A 17,393-nucleotide genomic window follows, 5' to 3' on the forward strand; every position below is an offset into this window, starting at 1 on the left:
AACAGCGATGAGTAATGATTTCGAAGGACGCCTGGCTGTCGTCACCGGTGCCAGTTCCGGTATAGGCCTGGCTGTGACGGCCCGTCTGCTGGCCCAAGGTGCGCGAGTGCTGGCCATGTCACGGAAAATGGGAGGGTTGGAAGAACTGGCTCGTCACTTTGCCGGGCAGCTGACCTGGGTATCCGGCGACGTGACCAAGGCAGAGGACCTCGAGCAATTGGCGCAGCACGCGTCGCGCCAGGGTCCGGTCCATTATCTGGTACCGAATGCCGGTATCGCCGAACTGGCGGACTGTCTGGACCTGCAAGCCTTCGATCGCCAGTGGGCGGTCAATGGCGCCGGGGCGTTGAACACCCTGAGCCACCTTCGCGGACACCTGGCCAGCCCGGCGTCGGTGGTCTTCATCACCACGTTTCTCACCGGCATTACATTCCCGGGGCTGGCCGCCTACATCGCCTCCAAGGCAGCCTTGCAAGCCCATGCTCGTACACTGGCTGTAGAGCTGGCGCCCCAGGGGATCCGCATCAATATGGTTTCCCCTGGCCCTACCGCGACGCCGATCTGGTCAACACTGGGCCTGGCTCACCACGACCTGGCCAACGTAGCCACCCAGGTCAACAAACGCCTGCTGGGCGGCGAATTCCTGGAAGCGGGATCCGTGGCCGATGTCATCCTGTTCCAACTGAGCAACGGCGCCCGAAGCGTGTATGGCCAGGACTGGGTGGTGGACAAAGGCTACACCATCCGCTGATCTCCCTGTAGGAGCGAGCTTGCTCCGGGCGGCGTTCCCACGATGGTGGCCCAGACACCACTGGGTATCAGACAACCCCGTGTCATCGTTGACGACCATCGTGGGAACGCCGCCCGGAGCAAGCCCGCTCCTACAGGGATATGTGTACCCTCGCGCCCACAGGACTATTCGGGCAACTGCTGCTCGATGACGCCATACCAGCCCATGCCCGGGTAGGTTTCGAAGCCGGGTGTGAGCGAATAGCCCTGCAAGCTGTTGTTGGACTGGACGCTGTACCCGCTGGTTTGGCCCGCCTTGGTCATCAGCGCAACGCGTTGGCCCAGCGCAGCCTGCGGGTTGGAGCTGGCCAGGACATTGTTACCGGCATCGACCAGCATCACACAACTGCGCGAGCGTTCTTCGTCGGTCAGGCGCACGCCGTTAATAATCGACCTGGCCTGGTTTTCCCAATCAAAAAAAATGCCGATCACGCCGGTCACCGAGCCCTGATTGCGCACGGCTGCGCTGAAGGCGCAGGTCTGCGCGCCATTGAGCAAGGGTTCGACACAGACATTGCCCGCATCATATTGATCACTGCGACTGTGCTTCAGCGCCATTTTGAACCAGGGTGCTTCGCTGACGTTGGCCCCCATTGCCTTGTCATAGACCGCAGAACGCCCGGTAGCAATGACGCGCCCTCGCGTGTCCGCGAGCCAGATGTCCAGGTAAACCGTGTAACTGTCGAGGATGATGCCCAGTCGCTCACAAGCGTAGGCACGGTTTTGCTCGTCAGCCGACTTGAGGGCATCGACCAGTGAGGCATCAGTGGCCCACCAGCGAACATCGCAGGTCCGCTCATAGAGGTTGCGATCCATGATCTCGATCATGTTCAGCGACAAGTCCGCCAGCCGCTGCCCCCGTACGTCAAAGCACATGCCTTCGCCCAGCGCGGTCAACTCGTTGACGGACGCTTGCAGTTGTTCTGTCATGGTGCCCGCGATCTTCGAAATGCGTTCGGAGATCACCTTGACCTCCTCTGCCACCACCGCGAACCCCTGCCCGGCCTTGCCGGCGTGTGCGGCTTCGATCAGCGCATTGATGGCAAGCAAACGGGTCTGTCGGGTGATCATCTGGATATCGCTGATGCCACGGTTTGCCAACGCCTCGACTTCCCGCGACAGCGTGACAATTCGTTCTGGTTCGATCATTTGCTTTGTGCTTCAAAGAATTGTTAGTCGGCGGCAGCCTTATTGAATCGAAGCAATGTTGTTGTTTTTTACGGCGCCACTCATCGGTGATGGCACTCTGAAATTATGTGCTGACTCTAGATCAGCTGATTCGATTCAGGCAAGGGCCCACGGGGCCATCCAGGCAGGTTTTTGGGACGGATGTGCAACAGGCGAAAAAGACCTGCGACAGTACGCCGCACAAACACCGCGCAACACCCGTTTTCAGGGTGATCAACCGGCCTGTGACGGCTTGCCGCAAGCGATTGCCCGCGTTGAAAAACGGTAGAATTCACCCGGTTTGACCCGCACGCAGCGTTGCGCCTCGTGCCCGCGCCAATCATCCGCTACGAGCCCCTGGACTGGGCTATTCAGAAAGGCTGTAGAAATGAGTGTTTTGTTGACCCGCCGCAAGGTGGTTGCAGGAATCGGTTTACTCGGTCTGGGCCTGCTCGCAGGCTGCGACAACAGCGTCCGCTTGTCGTACAAATACGGCAAGGACCTGAGCGACAAGATCCTCGGGCGGACCTTCAAGCTGAAAGACTCCCAAGGCAATCCCACGACGCTGACCAGTTTTCGCGGCATGATGCCGATGATTTTCTTCGGCTTCACCCAATGCCCCGCCGTCTGCCCGACTACGCTGGCCCGCGCGGCGCAAATCAAGAAGCTGATGGGCAAGGATGGTGATTTGCTCCAGGTGGTCTTCATTACCCTGGACCCCGAGCGCGATACCCCGGAAATGCTCGACGCCTACGTCAAGACCTTCGACCCGTCGTTTGTCGCGCTCCACGGAACGCTGGAGGAAACGGCGAAGACAGCCAAGGAATTCGAGGTGTTCTACGAAAAGGTGCCAAGCGGTTCCACCTACACCATTTCCCATACCGCGACCAGCTTCGTTTATGACACCCGGGGCAACCTGCGCGTCGGCTTGTCCCATTCGCTTTCGGCACAAGAGTGTACGGAAGACTTACTGACCGTCATGGAGGTCTGCTGATGAACTCGAACGCCTTTAAACCACGCTTTTGCGCACGCCTGGGACGCCTGGCGCTGGGCTTGTCGATGCTCGGCCTGGCCGGTTACGCCAGCGCCCAGACCCAGGTCGATGACGCCTGGGTTCGCGCGACGGTGGCCGGGCAACCTTCCACTGGTGCCTTCATGACGATCACCGCGAGCAGTGACGGCAAATTGATCAGCGCACAATCGCCAGTGGCGAAAACCGTGCAGATTCATCAATCGAGCATGAAAAACGACGTGATGAGCATGCAACAGGTCGAGTCCGTCGAGCTGCCCGCTGGCAAAGCCGTGGCGTTCAACACTGACAGTTACCATGTCATGCTGATGGACCTGGTCGCTCAGGTCAAAGAAGGCGACAAGGTGCCGCTGGTGCTGACCGTCCAGCACGCGAACGGTGAAAAGGAAGTGATCAACGTTGACGCCCCGGCACGTGCGCTGAACATGATGGATCACAGCAAAATGGATCACAGCAAGATGCATTGATTCATCCAGAGGCGAGCAGCGAGTAACAGCGCCCGCCTCTTCAATCGACACCGGAAACGCCCTTGATCCGGAAGTTGCGCGCAATCCCCCCGCCTTTTGCCTGACAGCCTATACTCATCTGGTTTTCTTTCTCGTTTACATGCAGCACGTCGGCACCCGTGCACCGCCAGGCGTACCCGTGCCTATCGCCAACGTAACCAGCCAGCAGCCTGTGTCGCTAACGACCGGCGTGCTCAAGCGCTTTGTGGCTGATGGATCGTGGAGAACACCATGAAATATACATTTCTTTCAGGCGTGGTTTTGGTTGTCTCGGCTACGGTGACGATACCGGGCGCCTGGGCTGCAGAGACGCGAGCGCTGGCCTCGGACGGCGCGGATCATGTGGGCGCGGGAGCAGTGGCGGCGGATGGCGCTGATAAAGTCGGCGCCAACAAACTCGCTGCTGACGGTGCTGACAAGGTCGGCGCCAACAAACTCGCCGCCGACGGTGCTGACAAAGTCGGTGCCAACAGACTCGCCGCCGATGGCGCTGACAAGGTCGGCGCCAACAAACTCGCTGCTGACGGCGCTGACAAGGTCGGCGCCAACAAACTCGCCGCCGACGGTGCTGACAAAGTCGGCGCCAACAGACTCGCCGCCGATGGCGCTGACAAGGTCGGCGCCAACAAACTCGCTGCTGACGGTGCTGACAAAGTCGGTGCCAACAGACTCGCCGCCGATGGCGCTGACAAGGTCGGCGCCAACAGACTTGCCGCCGATGGCGCTGACAAGGTCGGCGCCGACAGACTCGCCGCTGACGGCGCTGACAAAGTCGGTGCCAACAGGCTTGCTGCCGATGGCGCTGACAAGGTCGGCGCCAACAGACTCGCTGCCGACGGCGCTGACAAAGTCGGGGCCAACAAACTCGCTGCCGACGGCGCTGACAAAGTCGGCGCGAACAGACTCGCTGCCGACGGCGCTGACAAAGTCGGTGCCAACAGGCTTGCTGCCGACGGCGCTGACAAAGTCGGTGCCAACAGGCTCGCTGCCGATGGCGCTGACCACGTCGGCGCAGCCCGTCTCGCGTATTCCCGCAACGGTATTGGCTCGGACCGTGTGGCGTCCGCGCTCATGAATGAAGGTAGTTACTCCGACCAGTTCAACGAACAGTAACCGCAAGACGGTGCCTGGCACGCACCACTCCCCCTGAAACCGCCACCCCAAGGTGGCGATTTCTCATCTATTTGTATCTGTCTGTATATGAACCCCCGACAGATACGCAGACCTCGACTTCGCGGCGTTCAAGCACACATCGACGATACACCCGAGCGTTTAACTGTGTTCACCGGATAGCAGCAGCTACCGGCTCACTCAAATCAAACGCACGGAGCATCATCATGATCAATTTCTCGAAAGTCTCCTCTCTCGCAATCGGCCTGGCACTCGTGGGTGGCCTGGGTCTGTCGAATCTGGCCTCGGCCAACACTGCGAACGTCGCGTCGTACACCCAGACCCAGCTGTTGGTCGAAGGGGGTGCAGACCGTTTGCAGGAACTGCGTGAACGCGTCGCCGAAGGTGGCTCTGATCGTTTGATCGAACGGCGTGTGGCTGAGGGCGGCTCGGATCGCCTGATCGAGCGTCGTGTGGCCGAAGGTGGTTCCGATCGCCTGATCGAGCGTCGTGTGGCCGAGGGTGGTTCCGATCGCCTGATCGAGCGTCGTGTGGCCGAGGGTGGCGCCGATCGCCTCCAGGAACTGCGTGAGCGGGTCGCACAGAACTCCGTGCAAAAAAACGTGATCGTTGCCGAAAACCGCCCGGAGTTCGGTTCGAAATACCAGCGTTACTAACAGCGAGCCCCTTTGTACTGCTTCAAGCCCGGGTTTCCGGGCTTTGTTTTAACGCAATCGGACAGCACACAGTGTCAGCGCCCGTCCGGACAATTCGTGAGAAAAGGAACACAACTGATGAAAATCGGTTTTCTGGGTTTGGGCCGTATGGGTCAGGAGATTGCCGCTAACCTGATCAAAGGCGGTCATGACCTATGGGTCTGGAACCGCTCGCCGCAAGCGGTGCTGAATATGGTTGCGATGGGCGCAAAGGACGCCATCACTGCCGCGCAAGCGTTCGACGCCGACGTGGTCTTCAGCATGCTCGCAAACGATAATGCCCTACGCACGGTGTTACTCGATTCCGGGCTGCTGGCTCAGGTCAGGGGACCGCGTATTCACGTCAACCTGTCCAGCATCGCTGTAACCTTCGCCGATGAACTGGTTACTCTGCACACCGCGCAAGGCATCGACTACATCGCGGCTCCAGTCATGGGCTGCCCGGATGTGGCGGCCGCCGGCCAGCTCAACGTGTTGGTCGGTGGGCCTCAGGAGGCGATCGATCGCGTGCAACCGCTGTTCGACTTGATCGCACGTAACACCTGGCGCCTGGGTCACAAGGCTTCGAGTGCCAATGCCACTGAAACTGGCCACCGATGACCTGCAGGACGCGATGGCCAATGGTCAAACGCCATACAGCTACCGATGAAGGACTGAACCCCTGCCCTCAAATGACGGGTGGAGCGGCCTTCGGCTCGTCCTGCACCCACTGCCAGAACAATTGATACCCCACTGCCAGCACGACCGGGCCGATGAACAGCCCGATGATGCCGCTGGTCACCATGCCGCCGAGCGCCCCGATGAGTACCACCGGCATCGGCACATCGACACCGCGCCCCAGTAACAGGGGCTTGAGTACGTTGTCCACCAGCCCGGCGACGAACACATAGATGGCGAAGACGATGGTCCCGGTGCTGGCACCGTCGGTGGCGAACACATAGGCGATCACCGGCAGGGTTATCAGCGTCACCGGCAATTGCATGATGCCCAGCAACAGCACCGCCAGGGCGAGCAAACCTGCTCCGGGGACGCCTTGGAAAACAAATCCGAGGCCCACCAGCAGCATCTGGATAAACGCGATGCCCACGACACCGAGTGCTACGGCGCGAATGGTTGCGGTGCACAGCGCTGCGATTTTCGGGCCGCGCTCCGGGCTACTGACTCGCGAAGCGATCTGAACCGCGCTGCGGCTGCCCGATTCGCCATGGGCCATGAAGATGCCGGCAATGATCAGGGCGAAGATAAAGACCAGGAACCCCATGCCGACACCCGCGAGTTTGCTCAGCACGGTCAGGCTGGCAACCTTGATTTGCGGCAGGTATTTGGCAGCGAGATCAGGCAGGTTGGTTGAGGCATCCAGCCACAAGGCGGACAACTGCCGGCCGATCAGAGGCCAACTGGCTACAGACTCAGCGGGCGGCGGAATGCGAAAGGTATCCGCCTTGACCACGTCGATGGCCCGGGTGACCGAGTCGGCAATCGATATGCCCAGCAGGTAGATCGGCACCATCAGGATCACGATGGCGACAACGATGATCAGCGTCGCAATTCGCCCATCATTGTGCCCCAGAGGCCCACGCAGACGCTTTTGCAGCGGATACAGGGTGATTCCCAGGATCAGCGACCACAGCATCAGGTCGCGGAACGGGCTGAAGATATCGAAGCAAAACAGCACCAGCACCACAATCAGCCCGGCCCGGATCAACACATCCAGCAACGTGCGTGTCATCGTTTTCTCATTGAAGATCGTGGGCTCCATGGCTCTCTCCTGGTGGGGCGATGCAACGCTGCGGGATGGTTTGCCCAGCATAGACGTCAGGACCGGTTTGCGCCGCTCGGCCCCCACCTGTTACACCGCCCTCGCCCACGCAAACATTGGCGCTTATCATGTCTGCCGAATTAACCCCGGCCCTTTATGAGATGAGCATGACTTTCGATTTTGATCAGGTGTTCGACCGTCACCACACCGGCAGCACGAAGTGGAGTCGTTACCCAGCCGATGTGTTGCCGATGTGGGTCGCCGACATGGACTTCGCCGCGCCGCCGGTGATCGTCCAGGCCCTGCAAAAACGCCTGGAACACCCTTTGCTCGGCTACAGCGTGGCCCAGGATGACTTGCGCAACGCCATCGTCGAAGATCTCTGGAACAAATACGCCTGGCGGGTCGCGCCGCAGGAACTGATCTTCCTGCCGGGCGTGGAGTCCGGGTTCAACATGGCCTTGCACGCCCTGGTTCAACCGCAACAGAACGTCGTCGTACAGGTACCCAACTACCCACCGCTGCGTCACGCACCGACCCATTGGGGGTTGAACAAGGTCGAACTGAGTTTCGATGCCCAGGCGGATGGTACCTACAGCACGCCGCTCGCCACCTTGCGCCAGTCGCTTGCCGGGGGCGGCGCCCTGTTGCTGAGCAATCCGCACAATCCGCTGGGCAAGGCGTTCCCACGGGAAGAACTGCAAGCGGTCGCCGACATCTGCGTGGCGCAGGATGCCTGGATCATCTCTGACGAAATCCACGCCGAACTGTGCTTCGACGGGCGCAAACACATTCCGACCGCCTCGCTGAGCCCGGAAGTGGCGCGGCGCACAATAACCCTGATGTCGGCGAGCAAGGCCTACAACATTGCCGGCCTGAAAACTTCGTTCATGATCATCCAGGACAGCACCCTGCGTGAACGCGTCAACCACGCCCGTTGTGGCATGGTCGACAGCGTCAACCCCCTGGGCATGGAAGCCACACGCGTGGCTTACAGCGAAGGCGGCCCGTGGCTCGCCGAGCTGCGCGAGTACCTGCAAGCCAACCGTGATTACCTGGTCAATGCCGTTCGCACTCGCCTGCCGGGCGTCAGCCTGAACGCGCCGCAGAGCACGTACCTGGCCTGGCTGGATTGCTCGGCACTGGGTCTTGATAACCCACAACAATTCTTCCTCGAACAGGCCAGGGTCGGCTTGAGCCCGGGTCTGGACTTCGGCGACGACCATCAGCAGTTCGTCCGCCTGAATTTCGGCTGCCCGCGTGCGTTGCTCGAAGAAGGTATTGCGCGGATGGAGCGCAGCCTGATCCAGCGATTGCGCTGACAGCCCCCTCAATCCCACTGTAGGAGCGGGCTTGCCCGCGATGGCGGTGTATCAGTCGACATCAAGGGTGAATGTCGATCCGCGATCGCTGGCAAGCCAGCTCCTACAGATGACCACATCCCCTGTAGGAGCGAGCATGCTCGCGATGCACCCGAGAACGCCGCGGGGTGCCAGATGCCCCGCGTTATCGTTGGCCTCCATCGCGAGCATGCTCGCTCCTACAGATGACCATATCCCTTGTAGGAGCGGGCTTGCCCGCGATGAGCCGGAGAGCGCCGCAGAGTGTCAGGTGCCCAGCGTTATCGTTGACCTCCATCGCGAGCATGCTCGCTCCTACAGATGATCACATCCCTTGTGGGAGCGGGCTTGCCCGCGATGAGCCGGAGAGCGCCGTGGAGTGTCAGGTGGCCCGCGTTATCGTTGGCCTCCATCGCGAGCAAGCTCGCTCCTACACATGCCCACATCCCTTGTAGGAGCGGGCTTGCCCGCGATGAGCCGGAGAACGCCACGGTGTGCCAGGTGCCCCGCGTCATTGTTGGCCTCCATCGCGAGCAAGCTCGCTCCTACAGATGACTCCTCCCCTGTGGGAGCGGGCTTGCCCGCGATGAGCCGGTGAGCGCCGCGGAGTGTCAGATGCCCCGCGTTATCGCTGACCTCCATCGCGAGCAAGCTCGCTCCTACAGATGACCACATCCCCTGTAGGAGCGGGCTTGCCCGCGATGCCCCGGAGAGCGCCGCGGTGTGTCAGGTGCCCCGCGTCATCGTTGAGCTCCATCGCGAGCATGCTCGCTCCTACAGATGACCACCTCCCCTGTGGGAGCGGGCTTGCCCGCGATGAGCCGAAGAGCGCCGCGGGGTGTCAGGTGGCCCGCGTTATCGTTGGCCTCCATCGCGAGCAAGCTCGCTCCTACAGATGACCACCTCCCGTGTTCGCGATGAGCCGGAGAGCGCCACGGAGTGTCAGGCGCCCAGCGTCATCGTTGACCTCCATCGCGAGCAAGCTCGCTCCTACACATGCCCACATCCCTTGTAGGAGCGGGCTTGCCCGCGATGAGCCGGAGAGCGCCGCAGAGTGTCAGGTGCCCAGCGTTATCGTTGACCTCCATCGCGAGCATGCTCGCTCCTACAGATGACCACATCACCTGTGGGAGCGGGCTTGCCCGCGATGAACCGGAGAGCGCCGTGGAGTGTCAGGTGGCCCGCGTTATCGTTGGCCTCCATCGCGAGCAATCTCGCTCCTACAGAGACAGCGCCAAATCTGTGGGCCGCTTGGTGTCAGTGGTATGTTTTTCGTTTGATTGGATATAAACCAACTAACAACTGAAATATTCTTCATATAAGGCGGGTAACTTCCGTAGGACTTTTCTGGTTTAACGAGCAAAGTCTGAACATTCGCTTAATAACGTTCAGAAAGACGATTTCCCAACCGCTTTTTGATGTTTCTTTCACAAAAAAACGCCTAACCTCAGTCTTACCGATAACCCTTGGACAGGCGCATGGCCTGCCCTCCGGGCGGATTGTTCGTAGCACTTTATTTATTTCGGCACTTTAGTCGAAGGAATTCTTACGCCCTGAGGTTTTCCATGGATGAAGTTTTTCTGCCCTTCTCCCGACCCGGTATCGGTGATGAGGAAATAGCCGCCGTAGAACAAGTCCTGCGTTCCGGCTGGATTACTACCGGGCCGAAGAACCAGCAACTTGAAGAACACTTCGCCCACTATGTCGGGTGTCGGCACGCCGTAGCGTTGTCCTCGGCCACCGGTGCCATGCACGTCACATTACTGGCCCTGGGCATCGGCCCCGGTGATGAAGTCATCACGCCGTCCCAGACCTGGGTCTCCACCGCCAACATGATCTGCCTGTTGGGCGCCACACCAGTGTTTGTCGATGTTGATCGTGACACGCTGATGAGCAACGTCGAGCACATCGAAGCGGCCATCACGCCACGTACCCGGGCAATCATTCCGGTGCATTACGCTGGCGCCGCGTTCGATCTCGATCCGCTCTACGCCTTGGCCGGCAAACACGGCATTCGCGTTATCGAAGACGCGGCCCACGCCGCCGGCACCCGTTACAAGAATCGGCCCGTCGGCGCACAGGGCACCGCGATTTTCTCGTTCCACGCGATCAAGAACATGACCTGCGCGGAAGGCGCGATGTTCGTCACCGACGACGAAGCCCTGGCCAACCGCGTGCGCATGCTCAAGTTTCATGGGCTGGGCGTCGACGCCTACGACCGCTTGACCCACGGCCGCAAGCCACAGGCCCAGGTCATTGAGCCTGGGTTCAAGTACAACCTGGCCGACATCAACGCCGCCATCGCCCTGGTCCAACTGGAGCGCCTGGAAGAGATCAACCTCAACCGCGCAGCGCTGGCAAAAACCTATCTGCAGCGGCTGGAAGATTCCCCGGTGCAGCCGCTGACCGTGCCGGCGTATGCGCAGCAGCATGCCTGGCACCTATTCATCCTGCGTATCGACGCCGAACGCTGCGGGCTGGACCGCGAAGCCTTCATGAAAGCCCTGCAGGCGCGGAACATCGGCACCGGCATCCACTTTATCGCCACTCACCTGCACACCTACTACCGCCAGCGATTCCCCAACGTCTGCCTGCCCAACACCGAGTGGAACTCCGCGCGGCTGTGCTCGATTCCGTTGTTCCCCGACATGACCACCCGCGATATCGATCGCGTGGTCAGTGCCATTGAACAAACACTGGATGCCCACCTGTGAAACCGTACCCGATCCGATGCGTGTCGATTGTCATCCCGGTCTACAACGAACAGGACAGCCTGCCTGAGCTGCTCAGACGTACCGAAGCGGCGTGCCGGCAACTGCATCATGACTATGAAATCGTCATGGTCGACGACGGCAGTCGCGACCAATCGGCCCAGATCCTCGAGGAAGCTGCCAGCCGCGAGTGCAGCCCGGTGGTGGCGGTGATCCTCAACCGCAACTACGGCCAGCACGCGGCAATCATGGCCGGTTTCGAGCAATGCAAGGGCGATGTCGTCATTACCCTCGACGCCGACCTGCAAAACCCGCCGGAGGAAATCCCGCGCCTGGTGGCCCAGGCCGAGCTCGGTTATGACGTCGTGGCCACGGTTCGCGGAAACCGCCAGGACTCGGCCCTGAGGCGCTGGCCGTCGAAACTGATCAACCTCGCCGTGCAACGCTCTACCGGCGTGGCGATGACCGACTACGGCTGCATGCTGCGGGCCTACCGTCGCTCGATCGTCGAGGCCATGCTCGCTTGCCGCGAGCGCAGCACCTTCATCCCGATCCTCGCCAACAGCTTCGCCCGTCACACCACGGAAATACGGGTGACCCATGCCGAACGCGAGCACGGGGAATCCAAGTACAGCCCGATGCGGCTGGTCAACCTGATGTTCGACCTGATCACGTGCATGACCACCACGCCGCTGCGCCTGCTGAGCATTGTGGGCTTCGCCATGGCGGGACTCGGCCTGGCGTTTGCCGCTGCGCTGATTGTTCTGCGCCTGGTGCTTGGCGCCGGTTGGGCGGGAGACGGCACGTTCGTGCTGTTTGCCGTGCTGTTCGTATTCACCGGTGGCCAGTTCATCGGCATGGGCCTTTTGGGCGAATACCTGGGGCGCATGTACAGCGATGTGCGCGCCCGCCCGCGTTTCTTCATCGAAAAAGTTCTGCGCAGCCAACCCGCCGCCCCTGTGGCGGGGGTCACCGTCGACGGCCTCCCTTCTCTTTCTCCCGATCAGGTTCATCCATGAGCGCAAAAGCTGTTGTCTTCGCCTATCACGATATCGGCTGTGCCGGCATCGAAGCCCTGCTCGATACCGGTTATGAGATTGCCGCCGTGTTCACCCACGCCGACGATCCCGGGGAAAACACCTTCTATGCCTCGGTGGCACAACTGTGCGCCCGCAAGGGTATTTCGGTGCACGCGCCGGAAGACGTCAACCATCCCCTGTGGATCGAGCGCATCAACCAACTCGCCCCGGATTACCTCTTCTCGTTCTACTACCGCAACCTGCTGGGCGAACCCCTCCTGGCCACGGCGGGCAAAGGCGCCTTCAACCTGCACGGTTCGTTGTTGCCACGTTATCGCGGTCGCGCTCCGGCCAACTGGGTGCTGGTCAACGGCGAAAGTGAAACCGGCGTGACCTTGCACCGCATGGTCAAACGGGCCGATGCCGGCGCGATCCTTGCCCAGCAACGCGTGGCCATTGAGCGCAGCGACACCGCATTGAGCCTGCACGCCAAGCTGCGGGTAGCAGCGGCGGACCTGCTGCGCGACACCCTGCCAGCGTTGTTGGCAGGAAGGGACAGCGAAACCCCTCAGGATGAAACACAAGCCACCGTGTACGGTCGTCGCTCCCCGGCTGACGGCCAGTTGTTCTGGAAAAAACCGGCCGAAGAACTGTTCAACCTGGTGCGAGCAGTAACGCAACCGTATCCGGGGGCATTCTGCGCCGTGGGCGAACACAAGCTGATTGTCTGGAGCGCGGACGTCATCAAAGGCAACGCCGGCCAGGCGCCGGGCCGGGTCATCAGCGTCGACCCGCTGCGCATCGCCTGTGGCGAGGACTCCCTGGTGATCCATGCCGGCCAGCGCAACGACAACGGCCTGTACCTGAGTGGGCCGCAACTGGCCGGCGAACTCGGGCTGGTGGAGGGCTCGGTGTTGCGCGGTGCCGAAAGCGGCCGTGCTCGGCGACGCACGCGGGTGCTGATCCTCGGCGTCAACGGCTTTATCGGCAATCATTTGTCCGAACGTTTGTTGCGCGATGACCGCTATGAGATCTACGGCCTGGACATCGGCTGCGACGCCATCGAACGGCTGCGCAGCCACCCCAATTTCCATTTCGTGGAAGGCGACATCAGCATTCATTCCGAATGGATCGAGTACCACATCAAGAAGTGCGACGTGGTCCTGCCGCTGGTGGCCATCGCCACGCCTATCGAATACACGCGCAATCCGCTGCGGGTATTCGAGCTGGACTTCGAAGAAAACCTCAAGCTGGTGCGCTACTGCGTCAAGTACAACAAGCGGGTGATCTTCCCATCGACATCGGAAGTCTATGGCATGTGCCAGGACGACAAATTCGACGAAGACACCTCCAACCTGGTGGTCGGGCCAATCAACAAGCAACGTTGGATCTACTCCACGTCCAAGCAATTGCTTGACCGGGTGATCTGGGCCTACGGCCAGAAAGGCCTGAATTTCACCCTGTTCCGCCCGTTCAACTGGATGGGCCCGCGCCTGGACCGCCTCGACTCGGCGCGCATCGGCAGCTCGCGGGCAATCACCCAATTGATCCTCAACCTGGTGGAAGGCACGCCGATTCGCCTGTTCGACGGCGGCGAGCAGAAGCGCTGCTTCACCGACATCGCTGACGGCGTGGAAGCTCTGGCGCGGATCGTCGACAACCAGAACGACATCTGCAATGGCCAGGTCATCAACATCGGCAATCCGGACAACGAAGCCAGCATCCGCCAGTTGGGCGAAGAGTTGCTGCGGCAATTCGAAGCTCACCCCCTGCGCCATAACTTCCCACCGTTTGCGGGCTTTCGCGAGGTCGAAAGCAAGGCCTTCTACGGCAACGGCTACCAGGACGTTTCCCACCGCAAGCCCAGCATCGATAACGCCAGGCGCCTGCTGGACTGGGCGCCGTCGGTGCAGATGAGCGAAACGATCGGCAATACGCTGGATTTCTTCCTGCGTGAAGCCATGCTCGAAATTGCGGACAAGCGTTGATGCAGGCGGGTCTTCGCATCGACGTCGACACCTACCGTGGCACCCGCGAGGGCGTGCCGCGCCTGTTGGAAATGCTCGATGAGGCACAGGTCAAGGCGACGTTCTTTTTCAGTGTGGGCCCGGACAACATGGGGCGGCACTTGTGGCGCCTGATACGTCCGCAGTTTCTCTGGAAAATGCTGCGTTCCAACGCCGCCGGCCTGTATGGGTGGGACATCCTGCTGGCCGGCACTGCGTGGCCGGGCAAGCCGATTGGCCGTGACCTGGGGCACCTGATGCGTCAGGCGCGGGATGCAGGTCATGAAGTGGGCCTGCATGCCTGGGATCACCACGGTTGGCAGGCCAATGCCGGGCGTTGGAGCAACGTGCAACTGATCGAGCAGATTCGCCAGGGCGTGGACAGCCTCAGCGACATTCTCGGGGAACGTATTACCTGTTCGGCCGCCGCCGGATGGCGTGCTGACGAGCGTGTGATCGAGGCGAAGCAAGCCTTTGGCTTTCGCTACAACAGCGACTGTCGGGGGCATCGGCTGTTTCAACCCAAATTGCCCAACGGCAGCCTTGGCACACCGCAGATTCCGGTCGACTTGCCAACCTTCGATGAAGTGGTGGGGTCAACCGTCGCCGTCGAGGGTTTCAATGCGTTCATCCTCGACCGCTTTACGGCGGACAACCTCAACGTCTACACGATTCACGCCGAAGTAGAAGGCATTGTGATGGCTAACGATTTTCGGCAACTGCTGGCCGCTGCGCGCCAACGACACATCCAATTCTGTCCCTTGGGCGACTTGCTGCCCGCCAACCCGGGCACCTTACCGGTTGGCCGTGTGTCGCGCGGTGTACTCGCAGGGCGAGAAGGCTGGCTGGGAGTGCAAGGCGCATGAGCACACGCCGGACACTTCCGTTGTTGCTGGTTGTTTGCTTGCTGGCTTACTTGCTGCCGCTGGCCAGCCACGGCCTTTGGATTCCCGACGAAACCCGTTACGCCCAGATCAGCCAAAGCATGTTGCTGAGCGGTGATTGGGTGTCGCCTCATTTCATGGGCCTGCGCTACTTCGAAAAGCCGATTGCCGGCTACTGGATGATCGCCCTGAGTCAGGCGATTTTCGGCCACAACCTGTTTGGTGTGCGTTTCGTATCGGCCCTGAGTTGCACCCTCAGCGTGCTGCTGTGCTTTCTGATCGCGCATCGTCTATGGCGCGAACCACGCAAGAGTTTCGCCTGTGCGTTGCTGTACATGAGTTTCACGGTGGTTGGGGGGCAAGCTGGCTATGCCAATCTCGATCCCCAGTTCACATTCTGGGTCAACCTGAGCCTGGCCGCGTTGTGGTTCGCGTTGGACAGTATGGGTCGTGTCCAGCGCCTGATCGGTTGGATCGTTGTGGGGCTGGCGTGTGGCATGGGCTTCATGACCAAGGGGTTCCTCGCCTGGCTGCTGCCGGTGCTGATCATCCTGCCGTGGATGCTCTGGCAAAAGCGCTGGCGCGAACTGCTGATCTACGGCCCATTGGCGATAGCCGTGGCCATCATCGTGAGCCTGCCTTGGGCCTTGGCGGTGCACGCCCAGGAGCCCGATTACTGGCGGTTCTTCTTCTGGCATGAACACATTCGCCGTTTCGCCGGTGACGACGCGCAGCATGATGCGCCGTGGTGGTATTACCTGCCGTTGCTGATTGCGTTCAGCCTGCCGTGGATCGGCATGCTGCCGCCCGCCTTGCGCCAGGCCTGGCAAACCCGCCAGCAGGCGCCTGTCGCGTTCCTGCTGCTGTGGCTATTGATGCCGCTGCTGTTTTTCAGCCTGAGCAACGGCAAATTGCCAACGTACATCTTCCCGTGCCTGCTGCCGCTGGCCCTGTTGCTGGGCCACGCCCTGGCCGACCGCTTGCGCCTGGAACAAGGGCGGGCGCTGGGCATCAATGGGCTGTTCAACCTGCTGCTGGGCGTCATCACCCTGCTCGCCCTGGTTTACGTGCAACTGAAAAAACCGGTGTACGACCACGAACTGCACAGCCTGGTGCTGGTGTTCATCGGGCTGATCGGCTGGATCATGGCCAACTTGCTGCAAGCCTTTCGGCCTCTGCAATGCTGGGCGGCACCGGCCATTGGCAGTTTGCTGTTGATCGGTTTGCTGCCGGCTGCGCTGCCTGAGTCGGTGGTGGCGAACAAGACGCCTGACCAGTTCGTCCTCGAACATGTCGATGAGCTTGGCCAGTCCACCTCCCTGTTGAGTAATGACCTGGGCGCTGCATCAGCGCTGGCCTGGCGCCTGAAACGCCCGGACGTCGCACTCTACAACACGATAGGCGAACTGAAATATGGCCTCGCCTATCCTGACGGCGCACACCAGCGCGTCGACCCCGACCGCGTGCAACAGTGGCTGCACGACGCCCGCCAGCGTGGTTCCGTGGGCGTGTTGATGCGGGTCAAGGGAGAGGATGAACTGGGTGAAATCGAACGCCTGCCCAAGGATGGCAAACGTTATGAGCGAGGCAACCTGGTGATTCTGGTCTTTCCTCGGGAGGCATCATGAGTCTGCTGCTGGTGGCCTGCCTGCTGACCTGCCTGGGCCAGGTGGCCCAGAAATGCGCCGTGGAAAGCTGGCGTGGAGCGTCAAAGGGGCTGGCTTTCAAGCTGCGCACGCCGTGGATCTGGCTGGCGCTCGGCGCAATGGGCGCGGGGTTGCTGCTGTGGTTGCTGGTGTTGCAGCGGCTTGAAGTCAGTATTGCCTACCCGATGCTGAGCCTGAATTTTGTCCTGATCACTCTGATCGCCCGTTTTGTCTTCGATGAACGCATCGACCGTCGGCACTGGCTCGGCGTGACGCTGGTGATAGCCGGTGTGACGCTTCTGGGATTGCACGCATGAAGCCGCGCCATGGTCTGTTTTTCGCCCTCGCCAGCGTACTGCTGGTGAGCGTCGCGCAACTGGGCATGCGCTGGAGCATGACGCGTCTGCCGTCTCCCGAAGGCTGGATGACCGCTGCCATTGAACCGAACGCGGTGGCCGTAGTGCTGGCCGCCATTTTTGCCTATGCCCTGTCGATGCTCTGTTGGCTCGCCGCTTTGCGAGACCTTCCGTTGGGCCGCGCCTATTCGCTGTTGAGCATCAGCTACGCCCTGGTGTATCTGCTGGCGGCCGCGCTGCCGGTATTCAACGAAGGGTTCAGCCTTACAAAAAGCCTCGGGGTGATGCTGGTCATCCTCGGCGTCATCACCATCAATTCTCGACCCGCTCACGCGCCAGAAACTCAGGAGTGAT

The 17,393-nt window shown here is 60.9% G+C and carries 15 protein-coding genes and 2 pseudogenes; 15 read left to right on the forward strand and 2 right to left on the reverse strand.

What is annotated here, in order from left to right; all coding sequences use genetic code 11:
* Window positions 1-7 precede the first annotated feature (7 nt).
* Window positions 8-751, forward strand: a complete 744-nt coding sequence (locus tag AB4O36_RS11710) for an SDR family NAD(P)-dependent oxidoreductase (RefSeq protein WP_460141824.1) — start codon at window positions 8-10, stop codon at window positions 749-751.
* 164 nt (window positions 752-915) lie between these two features.
* Here the strand turns inward: AB4O36_RS11710 and AB4O36_RS11715 are convergent, their stop codons facing one another.
* On the reverse strand, window positions 916-1,938 hold the full coding sequence (locus tag AB4O36_RS11715; protein WP_460141825.1) for a methyl-accepting chemotaxis protein: 1,023 nt from the start codon (window positions 1,936-1,938) through the stop codon (window positions 916-918).
* 406 nt (window positions 1,939-2,344) lie between these two features.
* On the opposite strand from AB4O36_RS11715, the gene AB4O36_RS11720 reads away from it, so the two are divergent.
* The 6 genes and pseudogenes from AB4O36_RS11720 (at window position 2,345) to AB4O36_RS11745 (ending at window position 5,918) form a co-directional block, all read left to right on the forward strand.
* Window positions 2,345-2,950, forward strand: a complete 606-nt coding sequence (locus tag AB4O36_RS11720; RefSeq protein ID WP_460141826.1) for an SCO family protein — start codon at window positions 2,345-2,347, stop codon at window positions 2,948-2,950.
* Window positions 2,950-3,453, forward strand: a complete 504-nt coding sequence (locus AB4O36_RS11725) for a copper chaperone PCu(A)C (protein ID WP_460125215.1) — start codon at window positions 2,950-2,952, stop codon at window positions 3,451-3,453. The genes AB4O36_RS11720 and AB4O36_RS11725 overlap by 1 nt, the downstream gene beginning before the upstream one ends.
* A 396-nt stretch (window positions 3,454-3,849) precedes the next feature.
* A pseudogene (locus AB4O36_RS11730) lies at window positions 3,850-4,047 on the forward strand (hypothetical protein); the annotation flags it as partial.
* Window positions 4,048-4,146: 99 nt separating this feature from the next.
* Window positions 4,147-4,359, forward strand: a pseudogene (locus AB4O36_RS11735) (hypothetical protein); the annotation flags it as partial.
* A gap of 470 nt (window positions 4,360-4,829) precedes the next feature.
* Entirely contained in the window at window positions 4,830-5,279 is a 450-nt protein-coding gene (locus AB4O36_RS11740; protein ID WP_460141827.1) for a hypothetical protein, read from the forward strand.
* A gap of 117 nt (window positions 5,280-5,396) precedes the next feature.
* On the forward strand, window positions 5,397-5,918 hold the full coding sequence (locus tag AB4O36_RS11745) for an NAD(P)-dependent oxidoreductase (protein WP_460141828.1): 522 nt from the start codon (window positions 5,397-5,399) through the stop codon (window positions 5,916-5,918).
* Between the two features lie 67 nt (window positions 5,919-5,985).
* Here the strand turns inward: AB4O36_RS11745 and AB4O36_RS11750 are convergent, their stop codons facing one another.
* A complete protein-coding gene (locus AB4O36_RS11750; RefSeq protein WP_460141829.1) occupies window positions 5,986-7,077 on the reverse strand; it encodes an AI-2E family transporter in 1,092 nt (363 codons plus the stop codon).
* Window positions 7,078-7,244: 167 nt separating this feature from the next.
* Between AB4O36_RS11750 and AB4O36_RS11755 the strand changes: the two genes are divergently transcribed.
* The 8 genes from AB4O36_RS11755 to arnF all read left to right on the forward strand — a co-directional run bounded on the left by AB4O36_RS11755 (window position 7,245) and on the right by arnF (window position 17,392).
* Complete coding sequence (locus AB4O36_RS11755) at window positions 7,245-8,399, forward strand: MalY/PatB family protein (RefSeq protein ID WP_460141830.1); 1,155 nt, start codon at window positions 7,245-7,247, stop codon at window positions 8,397-8,399.
* A 1,583-nt stretch (window positions 8,400-9,982) separates the two neighbouring features.
* Window positions 9,983-11,131, forward strand: a complete 1,149-nt coding sequence (gene arnB, locus AB4O36_RS11760) for a UDP-4-amino-4-deoxy-L-arabinose aminotransferase (protein ID WP_460141831.1) — start codon at window positions 9,983-9,985, stop codon at window positions 11,129-11,131.
* The gene (arnC, locus tag AB4O36_RS11765) at window positions 11,128-12,147 is read left to right on the forward strand and encodes an undecaprenyl-phosphate 4-deoxy-4-formamido-L-arabinose transferase (protein WP_460141832.1); all 1,020 of its coding nucleotides are present in this window, start codon (window positions 11,128-11,130) and stop codon (window positions 12,145-12,147) included. The genes arnB and arnC overlap by 4 nt, the downstream gene beginning before the upstream one ends.
* A complete protein-coding gene (gene arnA / locus AB4O36_RS11770; protein WP_460141833.1) occupies window positions 12,144-14,135 on the forward strand; it encodes a bifunctional UDP-4-amino-4-deoxy-L-arabinose formyltransferase/UDP-glucuronic acid oxidase ArnA in 1,992 nt (663 codons plus the stop codon). The genes arnC and arnA overlap by 4 nt, the downstream gene beginning before the upstream one ends.
* Window positions 14,135-15,019 (forward strand): 4-deoxy-4-formamido-L-arabinose-phosphoundecaprenol deformylase, encoded by an 885-nt coding sequence (arnD, locus tag AB4O36_RS11775; protein ID WP_460141834.1) that lies wholly within the window; start codon window positions 14,135-14,137, stop codon window positions 15,017-15,019. The genes arnA and arnD overlap by 1 nt, the downstream gene beginning before the upstream one ends.
* Entirely contained in the window at window positions 15,016-16,665 is a 1,650-nt protein-coding gene (arnT, locus tag AB4O36_RS11780) for a lipid IV(A) 4-amino-4-deoxy-L-arabinosyltransferase (protein WP_460141835.1), read from the forward strand. The genes arnD and arnT overlap by 4 nt, the downstream gene beginning before the upstream one ends.
* A complete protein-coding gene (arnE, locus tag AB4O36_RS11785) occupies window positions 16,662-17,000 on the forward strand; it encodes a 4-amino-4-deoxy-L-arabinose-phosphoundecaprenol flippase subunit ArnE (protein WP_460141836.1) in 339 nt (112 codons plus the stop codon). Before arnT ends, arnE begins: the two co-directional genes overlap by 4 nt.
* Window positions 16,997-17,392, forward strand: a complete 396-nt coding sequence (gene arnF / locus AB4O36_RS11790) for a 4-amino-4-deoxy-L-arabinose-phosphoundecaprenol flippase subunit ArnF (protein ID WP_460141837.1) — start codon at window positions 16,997-16,999, stop codon at window positions 17,390-17,392. Before arnE ends, arnF begins: the two co-directional genes overlap by 4 nt.
* The last annotated feature ends 1 nt before the right edge of the window (window position 17,393 follow it).

Source organism: Pseudomonas sp. S2_E01 (genome assembly GCF_054668365.1).